This window comes from Marinobacterium lacunae, from assembly GCF_000705555.1.
GTDB lineage: Bacteria > Pseudomonadota > Gammaproteobacteria > Pseudomonadales > Balneatricaceae > Marinobacterium_D > Marinobacterium_D lacunae.
On record NZ_JMQN01000047.1, the window covers coordinates 177011 to 189240 of the forward strand.

Below are 12230 nucleotides of genomic sequence, written 5' to 3' on the forward strand. Positions count from 1 at the left end.
TTTATTCGTCCGTATATCGGAAACCGCTGGGCGGGAGGTGTTCACCGTCAAGTACAACACCCGCATCTGTCAGTTTAAGGCGTCCGGCACAAAACCAGGAAACGGCCAGCGGATAGATCCTGTGTTCCAGTGTATGTACCCGTTGCTGCAGACTGTCGGCATCGTCGTCCGCTGTTACAGGTATGGGTGCCTGTACGACCAGCGGTCCGCCATCAAGTTCCTCGGTGACGAAGTGTACAGTGCAACCGTGTTCACGATCTCCGGCCTCCAGCGCTCTTTGGTGGGTATGTAGTCCCTTGTATAGAGGCAGAAGAGAGGGGTGGATGTTGAACAGTCGTCCTGCGTAGTGTCGAACAAACTCCGGTGTCAGGATGCGCATGAAGCCGGCCAGCACGACGAGATCGGGCTGATAGCTGTCAATGCTCTCCTGTAGGGCCTGATCGAATGCCGCGCGATCTGCGAACTGCTTGTGATTGAGAACCTGCGTCGCAATGCCTGCGTTTTGGGCGCGGGTGAGCCCATAGGCGTCGGCCTTGTTCGAGATCACGGCGGAGATGCGGCCGGCGATAGTGCCGGCCTCGATGCTGTCGATGATCGCCTGCAGATTGGAGCCGCTGCCGGAGATCAGTACGACGATCTTCTTGTCACTCATCTCAGGCGCCCAGGCCCCGCAGTTCGACTTGCTCTTCGCCGGCTTCGGCCTCTTCGATGCTGCCGATAATCCAGGCGGTCTCGCCCTCGTTGGCGAGCAGCGCCAGTGCCTCGTCGGCTTTCTCCGTCGGTACGCAGATCACCATGCCCACGCCGCAGTTAAGCGTGCGATACATTTCGCGCTGATCGACATTGCCCTGTTCCTGTAGCCATTTAAAGACCGGTGGAATCTCCCAGGACGTGGTGTCGATGACCGCTTTGGCCTGTTTCGGCAGCACGCGGGGGATGTTTTCCAGCAGGCCGCCACCGGTGATATGGGACAGCGCGTTAACCTGGCTTTCGCGGATGAGCTTCAGCAGTGGCTTGACGTAGATGCGTGTCGGCTCCATAAGAGCCTTTGCCAAAGTGGTGTCGCCCATCGGCATTTCGATCTCAGCGTTGCTGATTTCGAGGATTTTGCGAATCAGGGAATAGCCGTTCGAGTGGGGGCCAGAGGAGGCGAGCGCGATCAGTGCGTCGCCGGTTTTGACCTGGCTACCGTCAATAATTTCGTCCTTCTCTACGACGCCGACGCAGAAGCCCGCCAGGTCGTAGTCATCCCCTTCGTACATACCGGGCATTTCAGCTGTTTCGCCGCCGACAAGAGCGGCACCTGCGAGTTCGCAACCTGCGCCTATGCCAGTGACAACGTCGGCGGCCATGTCCACGTTCAGGTGGCCTGTAGCATAGTAATCAAGGAAAAACAGCGGTTCTGCACCGGCTACAACCAGATCGTTGACGCACATGGCGACCAGGTCGATACCGATGGTGTCGTGTTTACCCAGATCCATGGCCAGACGCAGCTTGGTGCCAACACCGTCGGTGCCTGATACAAGTACTGGTTGGCGGTAACCGGCCGGGATTTCGCAGAGTGCGCCAAAGCCGCCGAGGCCGCCCATCACTTCAGGGCGCGAGGTGCGTTTGGCGACGCCTTTAATGCGTTCGACCAGTGCGTTGCCGGCGTCGATATCAACACCTGCATCCTTGTAGCTCAGGGATGTTTTTTCAGAACCTGTAGACATGGGATGAATAAACCTTTCAACAGCGGGAAGAGTAGCGTTTAAGAAGGCGCCTAGTTTACAGCGCAGGGCAGGGTTAAGGCCAGTTTTAGACGGTTGCTTTATCGAAGTTGCGTGCAATCGACGCGTACGGATAAGGCATTATTGTGTGGTAAAGTTATCGCGCACTGATGCACGGCACTTTTGAAGGCATATGAAGACGTGATGCAATATTACCTATTACCCGCCAGTTGCCATGGTGAAGAGGCCTAGATGTATCCCGTAAAGCGAAATTTTCTAGTCGGGTTCGTAGCAACTCTCCTTCTGTTTCAGGCAGTCAACGCAAGAGCTGCCGAAGTTGATAACCTTTACAGCGCTAAGATCGAGCCTGGCACCCCAGTGGAGCGGCAGGTCGAAGCGGCTCTGGCGCAGGTGTTGGTCAAGGTCAGTGGAGATCGACACATTATGCAGCGGCCTTCGGTGCAGACACTGCTCGACAACGCCAGTCTTCTACAGCAGGCGCAAGCAGATGAGGGGCGAATCGGGTTTGATCCGGTTGGGCTTAAAAACCTCATGGCAAGCCTTGAGCTTCCAGTGCTGTCCGATGATCGTCCTCAACTGTTGGTCTGGCTGGTTCGCGCGGAAGGGGGGCAGGCTGAGCTGGCGGAGCCAGGCGGGGCAATTTTTCGGCAACTATTCGATGCCTTGCGGCAGCGAGGTGTGCCCCTTCAGCAGCCGCTTATGGATCTGACTGATCAGTTAGCCTTGTCCCCTCAGGATCTCGTCAATGGAGCTCAAGGGCCGATTCAGGAGGCTTCTGCGCGCTATCAGGGCGATGCCGTGCTGGTCGGTGTGCAAACCGGTGATGAGCTGAGCTGGACATTATGGTGGGACGGGCGCTCGATTGCGCAGCGCAGCGCAGCGGATCCGCTCTCGCTGCGTCAGTTTGCCGACCTAACCGCTGATCGAGTGTTGGGCATTGACGTGTCCGGAGGTGCAGGTGAGGAGTCGCCGGCACTGACGCTGGAGCCTGTTGGGTCCTACCAGCCGGAAGGTGTCGAAATCGAAATAGAGGGAATCGCCTCACCAGCTGCATACCTGGATGTGACGGGCTGGCTTCGTCAGCAGTCGGCTGTCAAAAGCGTTTTTACAGCAGGGCAGAGTGGACAGACGCTCAAACTGATTATCCAGATAGATGGCGGCGCTCAGTCGCTGGACGGTATTCTGGTCGAAAACCCACGGTTGATGCCCTCGGGAGAGCGGCGCTACCGATGGGCAGATCTTTAAGGTTCTGAGGAGTTACAAGGATGAACGAATCCCAGCGCTGGTTTTTGCTGATTACTCTGGTGATTGCAGGGGGGTTGATATACCTGCTGTCGCCGATACTGTCGCCGTTCTTGGTAGGAGCGCTATTGGCCTACCTGACCGACCCGGTAGCGGATCGTCTGGAGGCAAAAGGGTTTAATCGAACGCAGTCGGTTGTGACTGTGTTTGTGATCATGACGCTTGTGCTGGCGTTGGCGGTGTTGCTGCTCTTGCCGCAGCTGACAGAACAGATTCAGACGATGGTGCGTCAGATCCCGGTAGTGGCAGAGGTGCTGCACAGTCGTTTGTTACCTTGGATCGAGCAGAATACCGGGCTGTCTATCAGTCGGCCTGATCTCGATAGCATGCGCCAGTTATTCGCTCAGTATTGGCAGGAGACAGGTAACGTCGCGGCGAAGCTGATGGGCGGTATCACTCGTTCTGGGGTGGCATTGGCGGGATGGATAGCAAACCTTGTGCTTATTCCGGTCGTGACCTTTTACCTACTGCGAGACTGGGATGTGATGATGGCCAATATTCAGCATCTCTTGCCGCGCAATCTTGAGCCAAAAGTTACGCTCTGGGCACGTGAGTGTGACGAGGTATTGGGGGCATTCGTCAAGGGGCAGCTGTTGGTCATGCTGGCGCTGGGAATTGTGTATGCCGTCGGTTTATGGATTGTCGGGCTTGATCTCGCGCTGCTGATTGGTATGCTTGCCGGCCTTGCCAGTATCGTTCCCTATATGGGGTTTATAATCGGCATTGTGGTTGCGGCTGTCGCGGCCTATGTCCAATTTCAGGATCCAACCATTTTGGCCTGGGTTGGTTTGGTGTTTGCGATCGGTCAGATGCTTGAGGGGATGGTGCTGACTCCGCTCTTGGTGGGTGATCGCATCGGGCTGCACCCCGTTGCGGTGATCTTTGCGATCATGGCAGGTGGCCAGTTGTTCGGGTTCGTCGGTATTTTGCTTGCGCTGCCGGTGGCGGCCGTGATCATGGTGCTGTTGCGCCATCTGCATGATGGGTACAAGAAAAGTCGGTTGTACAGCACCGACGAGCCGGAACAAGCCGGTGAAGTAGAGTGAGATGACAACGAAAAAGGCTCCAGTTCAGCTACCCCTTGGAATAGGCCTGCGGGACGACGCTCGTTTTGAGAATTTTGTCAGCGGTCAGAATGGTCTTGCCTGTACCCAGCTTGAGCAGGCCGCTCGCGGTGAGGGGGAGCAATATATCTATATTTGGGGGCATCAGGGGGTGGGTTGCTCTCACCTGCTGCAGTCCTGCTGTCATGCAGCAGACCCGGTTCGTCGCTCGGCAGTCTATCTGCCTCTGGCGGAGCTTGGTCATGCTGGTCCCGAGCTGCTGGATGACCTCGATCAGCTTCAAATGGTCTGTATCGACAATGTGGAGCAAGTGGCGGGTCTGCCTCAGTGGGAAGAGGCGCTCTTTCACCTCTTCAATCGCATGCGGGCGATCAACCATGTGCTGATCCTGGCGTCTGATCGTTCGCCTCGGGCTCTGGGCCTCAAGCTTCCTGACCTGGAGTCGAGACTGAACTGGGGGCTGGTGTTCCAGGTGAAGCCGTTGGATGATGCAACCAAGGAGGTGGCGCTGAAGTCCAGAGCGAAAGCCCGGGGGTTGCAACTCTCAGATGAAGTGGTGCGCTATTTGATGCATCACGGAAGTCGCGATATGGCCAATCTTCTGGTTACGCTCGATCGCCTTGATCGCGAATCGCTTAGCGCCCAAAGGCGTATAACGGTGCCTTTTGTTAAACAGGTGATGGGCTGGTAGTCAGCCCTCTCTGTCATTCCATCTTCATCAAATACCCATAGCCTGAATGGATCGGCTCGATCTGGATCAGGAATGCTTCTTGGCTATGGATAAACCCTCTGTGGATATCAGTGTTGTTGAGGGAGGTGTCGGGCGCTACGCTCGCCATCTCAGTGATGTGCGGATGACGCTGGCGCATCGCGTATCTCTGCCGTATAGCCATGAGTCCGCACTTGTCCGTCACTGGTTCAAGGGGGATGTCGCGGTGCAGTTCGGTCGACTGCTTATCTCCAGTGCCGGTGTAGTGTTGATGGAGCTTGAAATTCCTTCGTCTGGGCCATCCGGTTTGTTGTGTGTTGAAGTGCCGACCCCGGCGTGTCTTGAGTTGGTGTTTGATGCCCAGTGGTGCACGCGGCAGCTCTGTGGTAAGTGGGAGTTACGACTGTATACCCCGGACGCCGAGCGCGTGGCCCGTTATCTTGGTTGGGATGCCCGGTCTGCTTGAATAGCGCTTGGCTTTGCTCGACAATCGCTGTTTTTTCGCAATGCCCTCATGCCCATGTATCAACTTATTGCTCAGACCGAGCATTTTATTGTGATTAATAAGTCGCCCGGCGTCAGCGTGCATCGGGATACCTCCGAGGCTGGTCTGGTGATGCAGGTTGAACGTGACTTGGACCGGAAGCTCTGGCTGGTACATCGTTTGGATCGTATGACATCCGGTCTGTTGCTGCTGGCGACGTCCGCTGGAGCCTGTGACCGGCTGTCTGGACTGTTTCGTCAGCGCAGCGTGGAAAAGTACTACATCGCCCTGAGTGATAGAAAGCCAAGCAAGAAGCAGGGGCGTGTGATTGGTGATATGGCCAAATCGAGGCGCAGTGGCTGGCGTCTGATGCGTGCGCGGCATAATCCGGCTGTCACGGAGTTTTTTAGTTGCTCGGCCGGGGCAGGGCTTCGTCTAATGATCTGTAAGCCTTCTACGGGGCAGACTCACCAGATTAGGGTTGCGTTGAAAAGTGTCGGTGCTCCGATAGTGGGTGACCCGATCTATCACGAGCGGGTGGAGCCTGCTCCGGATAGAGGGTATCTCCATGCGTGGCAGTTGAAGTTTGATCTGCTGGGTTGTTGCTATCACTTTGTCGCGGAGCCAAATGTGGGGGTTCTGTTTCAGTCAGATGTGGTCCGCGAAGCGCTGCGCGGGTGGGCAGACCCGTCGGCGTTGCGCTGGCATTCGGCTGGTCCCGTTGGTTTGGCGACGGTATGATGCCCTCCGGTTTACTTCAGGGTTAAGTGAAATGAGTGACACTCCAGTCCCCCGGGATTTCTTTGCGCGCACGCCTGAAGAGCGTGCCATATTTATGCACGAAACCTGGTGCGATAACTGTCAGCAGGTCAATCTGGGCATGATCGAGCCTTTTGAATATGAGTTGCATGGCATCGTGTTTATCGAGGGGCGTTGTTGCCGGTGCGGCGAGGCCGTGTTGACCGAACTGACTGAAGATGATTTCTGACTCGACGAGGTAGTCTGTGGAAGATCAGGACCAGCGCTTTGGCGGTACGATCCGCCTTTATGGGCGGGAGGCGTATGACCTCTACTGCCGCAGTCATATCGCCGTTGTGGGTGTTGGCGGTGTTGGTTCATGGGTAGCGGAAGCGCTGGCGCGCTCTGGTGTCGGTGAAGTGACGCTGATCGACTTGGATGATGTGTGTGTGACCAATACCAACCGTCAGATTCACGCACTTGCCTCAACGGTGGGGATGTCCAAGGTGGCAGTGATGGCTGAGCGGATGCGTGATATCAATCCGGAATGTCTTGTTCATGAAGAGGAGGCGTTTGTCAGTCGAGAGAATCTCGATGAGCTGATTCATGAGGGCTTTGACTACGTGATTGACGCCATCGACGCGGTTGGCGTCAAGGCCGCGATGATCGCGCATTGTAAGCGTCGAAAGATCCCGATCATTACCGTTGGTGGTGCCGGCGGTCAGGTTGATCCTACCCGGATCTCTATTACCGATCTAAGTCGTACAGAGCATGATCCCCTGGCGGCCAAGCTTCGTAATTTGCTGCGTCGCCACTATGGCTTCAGCAAAAGTGGCAGGCGGTTTGCGATCGATTGCGTCTATTCTACCGAACAGCTGCGTTACCCTCAGCCTGATGGCTCTGTCTGTCAGCAAAAGACGCTTCATGATGGGCAGACCCGGCTCGACTGTGCAGGTGGCTTCGGTGCTTCAACTTGCGTAACGGCTACGTTTGGTTTTGTTGCCGTATCCCGTGTACTGCAAAAGCTTTATGAGCGGCATCAAAGGGTGGCAGCGGGGGCGTGAATGAATGGCGTGGAGCGGGTGATGGGAATCGAACCCACGTTAAGAGCTTGGGAAGCTCCCGTTCTACCATTGAACTACACCCGCCTGTAGTCGGCATTTGAACCGATTAAATCACACTCTCTTTTGTTGCTGCAATGGGGGTGGAAATGTCGGAGATTGATAAAAAACTGCCCGCATAAAGCGGGCAGTTTTGTGTCTATCGATTACTTGCTCGGGTAGTCGCGGAACTTCGGTCCAGTGTAGAGCTGGCGTGGGCGCCCGATCTTGTTCGGGCTGGAGTGGAACTCGTTCCAGTGTGAGATCCAGCCGATGGTGCGCGACAGTGCGAAGATTACGGTGAACATGCTGGTCGGAATGCCGATTGCCTTCAGGATAATGCCTGAGTAGAAGTCGACGTTGGGGTAGAGCTTACGCTCTACGAAATATTCGTCTTCCAGGGCGATCTGCTCGAGGCGCTTGGCAATCTTCAGTAGCGGATCGTTTTCGATTCCAAGTTCAGCCAGAACTTCGTCGCAGGTCTGCTTCATGACCTTGGCGCGCGGGTCGAAGTTGCGATATACGCGGTGACCGAAGCCCATCAGGCGGAACGGATCGTTGGGGTCCTTCGCGCGCTCAATGAACTCGGGGATGTTCTCTTCGTCGCCGATCTCTTCGAGCATGACGAGTACAGCCTCGTTGGCGCCGCCGTGAGCAGGTCCCCAGAGGGCTGCGATACCGGCTGCGATACAGGCGAACGGGTTGGCGCCGGAAGAGCCGGCAAGACGTACGGTGGAGGTCGATGCGTTCTGTTCATGATCTGCGTGCAAAACGAAGATCTTGTCCATGGCGCGTGCCAGGGTGGGGCTTACCTTGTACTCACCGCAGGGCGTTGCGAACATCATGTGCAGGAAGTTTTCTGCATAGCTCAGCTCATTGCGCGGATACATAAATGGCTGGCCGATGGAGTACTTGTAACACATAGCTGCCAGGGTTGGCATCTTGGCGATGAGGCGATAGGCACAGACTTCGCGGTGGTGCGCGTTGTTGATATCCAGGGAGTCGTGGTAGAACGCCGAGAGTGCGCCTACACATGCCACCATGATGGCCATTGGATGCGCGTCGCGACGGAAGCCATTGAAGAAGTGGCTCATCTGCTCGTGCACCATGGTGTGGTTAGAGACGATGTTGACGAACTCTTCTTTCTCTTCAGGTGTCGGTAGCTCACCATTAAGCAGCAAGTAGCAGACTTCCAAATAGTCAGAGTGGTTGGCCAGTTGCTCGATGGGGTAGCCGCCGTGCAGCAGGATGCCTTTGCCGCCGTCTATATAAGTCAGCTTGGATTCACAAGCCGCTGTTGATACGAACCCGGGGTCATAGGTGAACAGACCTTGTCCGGTCAAAGGGCGGACATCGATAACATCCGGTCCTTCTGTTCCGCTATACACTGGAAGTTCAATCGCTCCTTCCAGACCATCGACTGTCAAACGTGCTTTCTTGTCAGCCATTCGAGGCTCCTATCATTCAGTTGTAATAGCTGCGACTTGTTGTCAGTCGCTTGTTTTCGGTGTACAGGATCAGCTGTATCCCCGAATTAAGTGAGCATCCACTATAGTGTTTGAAGCGTGATTGTCAATTTAGTCATTGGGTTAATATGCTGCAATGCATCATGAGTAAAATTGCAGTCCAATCAAAGCTGTTTCGCCGTTCGGTTGGTGTACGTTTTACTTAGTGTTTTGCGCTGTTGGGGTATTGGACATAAGGCTAATGCGGGCGTCCCTTCATTGTGTTCGCGGGGCGAAGTGTCTATACTCCGGCTCCTGAAATGACTTCTGAAAGCAAAATATATGAGCTCATTTCAGGCATCTCGAGGTACTACTCTCTGAGCACTTCCAAGCAACCGAGCCTTGCAACAAGGCCGCAAGAGTGTGAACTAGAGCCGTGAACAAAAAAAGACCTGTAAATCTAGATCTGCGTACTATTAAACAGCCACTACCGGCGATCACTTCAATTCTGCACCGTGTGTCAGGTGTCGCGCTGTTCTTTGGCGCCATCTTCATGGTGTATGTGTTGGGTTTGTCGCTGGAGTCTCCGCAGGGCTTTGCGCAAGCCCAGGAGATGCTCCAGGAGTCTTTCCTGGCAAAACTCATAGCATGGGGCCTTGTGTCAGCACTGCTTTATCACTTCTTTGCGGGCGTCAAGCATCTGATTATGGATGCTGGATACTGTGAGGAGCTTGAGAGCGGTCAACGTGCGGCCAAAGTCACTTTGATTGTTGCTGTGGCGGCAATCCTTCTGGCAGGGGTATGGATATGGTAACCAGTATTACTAGCTTTGGCCGTAGCGGCCTCTACGATTGGATGATGCAGCGTGTTACCGCCGTTATCCTGCTGGCCTACACCGTCTTCATGATCGGTTACCTGCTGTTCAATCCGGATCTGGATTACAACCAGTGGCGCGGCCTGTTCGACGGCACTTTTATGCGTGTCTTCTCCTTGCTGGCACTGCTGTCCATGGTAGCCCACGCCTGGATTGGCCTGTGGTCGGTATCTACCGACTATATTAAGCCGACCGGTGCTCGTTTCGTATTCCAGTCCGTTTGTGGCCTGCTGGCGTTTATTTACGTTGTGTGGGGCATCCAGATTCTTTGGGGTATCTAAGACATGTCTAAACTGCGTACGCTCTCTTTCGACGCGATTGTGGTCGGCGGTGGCGGTGCGGGCATGCGTGCTGCACTGCAGCTGGCACAGTCCGGCCTGAACACTGCTTGTGTGACCAAGGTTTTCCCGACGCGTTCCCATACCGTGTCTGCTCAGGGTGGTATCACCTGCGCGATCGCCAGTGCTGATCCGAACGATGACTGGCGCTGGCACATGTATGACACCGTAAAAGGTTCTGATTACATCGGTGACCAGGATGCGATCGAATACATGTGTTCTGTCGGTCCTCAGGCTGTATTCGAACTTGATCACATGGGTCTGCCGTTCTCCCGTACCGAGACCGGTCGTATCTATCAGCGTCCTTTCGGTGGTCAGTCCAAGAACTTCGGTGAGGGCGGTCAGGCTGCCCGTACCTGTGCTGCTGCAGACCGTACAGGTCATGCGCTGCTGCACACCCTGTATCAGGGCAACATGAAGGCGGGTACTACCTTCCTGAATGAATGGTATGCCGTCGATCTGGTTAAAAATGCCGATGGTGCGGTAGTGGGCTGTATCGCTATCTGCATCGAAACCGGTGAAACCGTTTACATCAAGGCCAAGGCAACCGTGCTTGCTACCGGTGGCGCTGGTCGTATCTATGCCTCTACTACCAATGCGCTGATCAATACCGGTGACGGTGTGGGTATGGCGCTGCGTGCAGGTGTTCCGGCGCAGGATATGGAGATGTGGCAGTTCCATCCGACCGGTATTGCCGGTGCGGGTGTCCTCGTGACCGAGGGTTGCCGCGGTGAGGGGGGCTACCTGATCAACAAAAACGGTGAGCGCTTCATGGAGCGTTATGCTCCGAACGCGAAAGATCTGGCTGGCCGTGACGTTGTTGCTCGCTCGATGATTCTGGAGATTCTGGCTGGTAATGGCGCCGGGGAGAATGGCGATTACGTATACCTGAAGCTGGATCATCTGGGTGAAGAGGTTCTGCACTCTCGTCTGCCGGGTATCTGTGAGCTGTCCAAGACCTTCGCTGCTGTGGATCCGGTCAAAGAGCCGATTCCTGTTGTGCCGACATGTCACTATATGATGGGTGGTCTGGCGACCAACATCGGCGGACAGGTTATCGCTCCGAATCTCGAGGGTGAAGATCAGATCGTCAAAGGTCTTTATGCCTGTGGTGAAGTGGCGTGTGTATCTGTTCACGGTGCTAACCGTCTGGGTGGTAACTCCCTGCTTGACCTGGTGGTATTCGGCCGTGCAGCAGGTCTGCAGATCGAGCAGCAGATGCGCGAAGGCTACGAAGTGGCTGACGCAACAGAGGCTGATCTCGAGGCGGCAATGGCTCGCCTGAACCGTCTGAACAACAGTACTGGCGGCGAAAGCATCGCCGATGTGCGCAAGGATCTCCAGAGCACTATGCAGCTGTATTTCGGTGTATTCCGTGACGGCGAAAGCATGGCGAAGGGTCTTGAGTTGCTGAAAGGGATCCGTGAGCGTGTTGCGAACGTACATCTGGAAGATAAGAGCCAGGCATTCAATACATCACGTATCGAAGCGCTTGAGCTTGAAAACCTGATGGAAGTTGCTGAAGCAACGGCAATCGCTGCGGTTGAACGTAAAGAGTCTCGCGGTGCGCATGCCCGTAACGACTTTACTGAGCGTGATGACGAGAACTGGCTCTGCCACTCCGTTTTCTTCCCGCAGGAAAAGCGCATCGGTAAGCGTGCGGTTAACTTCGCGCCGAAGACGATGGAACCGTTCCCGCCGAAAGTTCGAACTTATTAAGGGGCTGGTACGATGCTGGTAAGTGTATATCGCTATAACCCTGAAATTGATGATGCGCCGTACATGCAGGATATCCATATCGATATCCCGGGTGGAAAGGACATCATGGTGCTGGACCTGCTCCAGTTGCTGAAAGAGAAAGATTCGACGCTGGCTTATCGCCGCTCTTGCCGTGAGGGTGTGTGTGGATCTGACGGCATGAACATGAATGGCAAGAACGGTCTGGCATGCATCACCCCGCTTTCTGCGGTGGTTGAGGCTGACAAGCTGGTTCTGCGTCCGTTACCGGGGCTGCCGGTCATTCGTGATCTCGTGGTCGATATGACTCAGTTCTATCGTCAGTACGAGAAGATCAAGCCGTTCCTGATCAACAATACGCCGGCTCCTGCAATCGAACGTTTGCAGTCGCCGGAAGAGCGTGCCGAGCTGGATGGTTTGTACGAGTGTATTCTCTGTGCTTGCTGTTCAACTGCCTGCCCGTCTTTCTGGTGGAACCCGGACAAGTTCATTGGGCCGTCTGGTCTGTTGCAGGCATACCGCTTCCTGGCGGATAGTCGCGATACTGCAACGCGTGAGCGACTGGCGGACCTTGATGATCCGTTCAGTGTTTTCCGTTGCCACGGCATCATGAACTGCGTCAATGTCTGTCCGAAGGGGCTAAACCCGACCAAGGCGATTGGCAAGATTCGAAACATGCTGATTCAGCAAGCGACCTGATCAGGGTTCT

14 protein-coding genes and 1 tRNA gene are annotated in these 12230 nt (G+C 55.2%); 11 read left to right on the forward strand and 4 right to left on the reverse strand.

Annotated elements, in window-relative coordinates; all coding sequences use genetic code 11:
• Position 1: 1 nt before the first annotated feature.
• Positions 2–652 (reverse strand): phosphoribosylglycinamide formyltransferase, encoded by a 651-nt coding sequence (gene purN / locus ADIMK_RS16075; RefSeq protein WP_036190269.1) that lies wholly within the window; start codon positions 650–652, stop codon positions 2–4.
• 1 nt (position 653) lies between these two features.
• Positions 654–1712, reverse strand: a complete 1059-nt coding sequence (gene purM, locus ADIMK_RS16080; protein ID WP_036190271.1) for a phosphoribosylformylglycinamidine cyclo-ligase — start codon at positions 1710–1712, stop codon at positions 654–656.
• A gap of 249 nt (positions 1713–1961) precedes the next feature.
• Here purM and ADIMK_RS16085 point away from each other — a divergent pair, with 249 nt between their 5' ends.
• The 7 genes from ADIMK_RS16085 to tcdA all read left to right on the forward strand — a co-directional run bounded on the left by ADIMK_RS16085 (position 1962) and on the right by tcdA (position 7091).
• A complete protein-coding gene (locus ADIMK_RS16085) occupies positions 1962–2975 on the forward strand; it encodes a DUF2066 domain-containing protein (protein WP_036190272.1) in 1014 nt (337 codons plus the stop codon).
• 20 nt (positions 2976–2995) lie between these two features.
• A complete protein-coding gene (locus ADIMK_RS16090; protein ID WP_036190274.1) occupies positions 2996–4078 on the forward strand; it encodes an AI-2E family transporter in 1083 nt (360 codons plus the stop codon).
• Between the two features lies 1 nt (position 4079).
• Entirely contained in the window at positions 4080–4787 is a 708-nt protein-coding gene (gene hda / locus ADIMK_RS16095; RefSeq protein ID WP_036190276.1) for a DnaA regulatory inactivator Hda, read from the forward strand.
• 85 nt (positions 4788–4872) lie between these two features.
• On the forward strand, positions 4873–5271 hold the full coding sequence (locus ADIMK_RS16100; RefSeq protein WP_036190281.1) for a hypothetical protein: 399 nt from the start codon (positions 4873–4875) through the stop codon (positions 5269–5271).
• A gap of 54 nt (positions 5272–5325) precedes the next feature.
• The gene (locus tag ADIMK_RS16105) at positions 5326–6030 is read left to right on the forward strand and encodes a TIGR01621 family pseudouridine synthase (protein ID WP_051693039.1); all 705 of its coding nucleotides are present in this window, start codon (positions 5326–5328) and stop codon (positions 6028–6030) included.
• A gap of 31 nt (positions 6031–6061) precedes the next feature.
• On the forward strand, positions 6062–6277 hold the full coding sequence (locus tag ADIMK_RS16110) for a hypothetical protein (protein ID WP_036190283.1): 216 nt from the start codon (positions 6062–6064) through the stop codon (positions 6275–6277).
• 16 nt (positions 6278–6293) lie between these two features.
• Positions 6294–7091 (forward strand): tRNA cyclic N6-threonylcarbamoyladenosine(37) synthase TcdA, encoded by a 798-nt coding sequence (gene tcdA / locus ADIMK_RS16115; protein ID WP_036190286.1) that lies wholly within the window; start codon positions 6294–6296, stop codon positions 7089–7091.
• Positions 7092–7101: 10 nt separating this feature from the next.
• On the opposite strand, the gene ADIMK_RS16120 is transcribed toward tcdA, so the two are convergent.
• Positions 7102–7175: transfer RNA gene (locus ADIMK_RS16120), tRNA-Gly, on the reverse strand.
• Between the two features lie 119 nt (positions 7176–7294).
• Positions 7295–8575 (reverse strand): citrate synthase, encoded by a 1281-nt coding sequence (gene gltA / locus ADIMK_RS16125; RefSeq protein WP_036190289.1) that lies wholly within the window; start codon positions 8573–8575, stop codon positions 7295–7297.
• 433 nt (positions 8576–9008) lie between these two features.
• Here gltA and sdhC point away from each other — a divergent pair, with 433 nt between their 5' ends.
• Genes sdhC through ADIMK_RS16145 form a run of 4 tightly spaced genes read left to right on the forward strand, consistent with a single transcriptional unit; the run spans position 9009 to position 12220 of the window.
• Positions 9009–9386, forward strand: a complete 378-nt coding sequence (gene sdhC / locus ADIMK_RS16130) for a succinate dehydrogenase, cytochrome b556 subunit (protein WP_036190292.1) — start codon at positions 9009–9011, stop codon at positions 9384–9386.
• A complete protein-coding gene (sdhD, locus tag ADIMK_RS16135) occupies positions 9380–9727 on the forward strand; it encodes a succinate dehydrogenase, hydrophobic membrane anchor protein (protein WP_036190294.1) in 348 nt (115 codons plus the stop codon). Before sdhC ends, sdhD begins: the two co-directional genes overlap by 7 nt.
• 3 nt (positions 9728–9730) lie before the next feature.
• Complete coding sequence (gene sdhA, locus ADIMK_RS16140) at positions 9731–11503, forward strand: succinate dehydrogenase flavoprotein subunit (RefSeq protein ID WP_036190295.1); 1773 nt, start codon at positions 9731–9733, stop codon at positions 11501–11503.
• Between the two features lie 12 nt (positions 11504–11515).
• Positions 11516–12220, forward strand: a complete 705-nt coding sequence (locus ADIMK_RS16145) for a succinate dehydrogenase iron-sulfur subunit (protein ID WP_036190296.1) — start codon at positions 11516–11518, stop codon at positions 12218–12220.
• The last annotated feature ends 10 nt before the right edge of the window (positions 12221–12230 follow it).

What these genes read in the sequence shown, in the direction of transcription:
- ADIMK_RS16090 (WP_036190274.1), top strand. Translation starts at nt 2,996, where the DNA reads ATGAACGAATCCCAGCGCTGGTTTTTGCTGATTACTCTGGTGATTGCA.
- ADIMK_RS16110 (WP_036190283.1), top strand. Translation starts at nt 6,062, where the DNA reads ATGAGTGACACTCCAGTCCCCCGGGATTTCTTTGCGCGCACGCCTGAA.
- purN (WP_036190269.1), bottom strand. Translation starts at nt 652, where the DNA reads ATGAGTGACAAGAAGATCGTCGTACTGATCTCCGGCAGCGGCTCCAAT.
- gltA (WP_036190289.1), bottom strand. Translation starts at nt 8,575, where the DNA reads ATGGCTGACAAGAAAGCACGTTTGACAGTCGATGGTCTGGAAGGAGCG.
- ADIMK_RS16085 (WP_036190272.1), top strand. Translation starts at nt 1,962, where the DNA reads ATGTATCCCGTAAAGCGAAATTTTCTAGTCGGGTTCGTAGCAACTCTC.
- ADIMK_RS16105 (WP_051693039.1), top strand. Translation starts at nt 5,326, where the DNA reads ATGTATCAACTTATTGCTCAGACCGAGCATTTTATTGTGATTAATAAG.
- purM (WP_036190271.1), bottom strand. Translation starts at nt 1,712, where the DNA reads ATGTCTACAGGTTCTGAAAAAACATCCCTGAGCTACAAGGATGCAGGT.
- sdhA (WP_036190295.1), top strand. Translation starts at nt 9,731, where the DNA reads ATGTCTAAACTGCGTACGCTCTCTTTCGACGCGATTGTGGTCGGCGGT.
- ADIMK_RS16100 (WP_036190281.1), top strand. Translation starts at nt 4,873, where the DNA reads ATGGATAAACCCTCTGTGGATATCAGTGTTGTTGAGGGAGGTGTCGGG.
- sdhD (WP_036190294.1), top strand. Translation starts at nt 9,380, where the DNA reads ATGGTAACCAGTATTACTAGCTTTGGCCGTAGCGGCCTCTACGATTGG.
- ADIMK_RS16145 (WP_036190296.1), top strand. Translation starts at nt 11,516, where the DNA reads ATGCTGGTAAGTGTATATCGCTATAACCCTGAAATTGATGATGCGCCG.
- hda (WP_036190276.1), top strand. Translation starts at nt 4,080, where the DNA reads ATGACAACGAAAAAGGCTCCAGTTCAGCTACCCCTTGGAATAGGCCTG.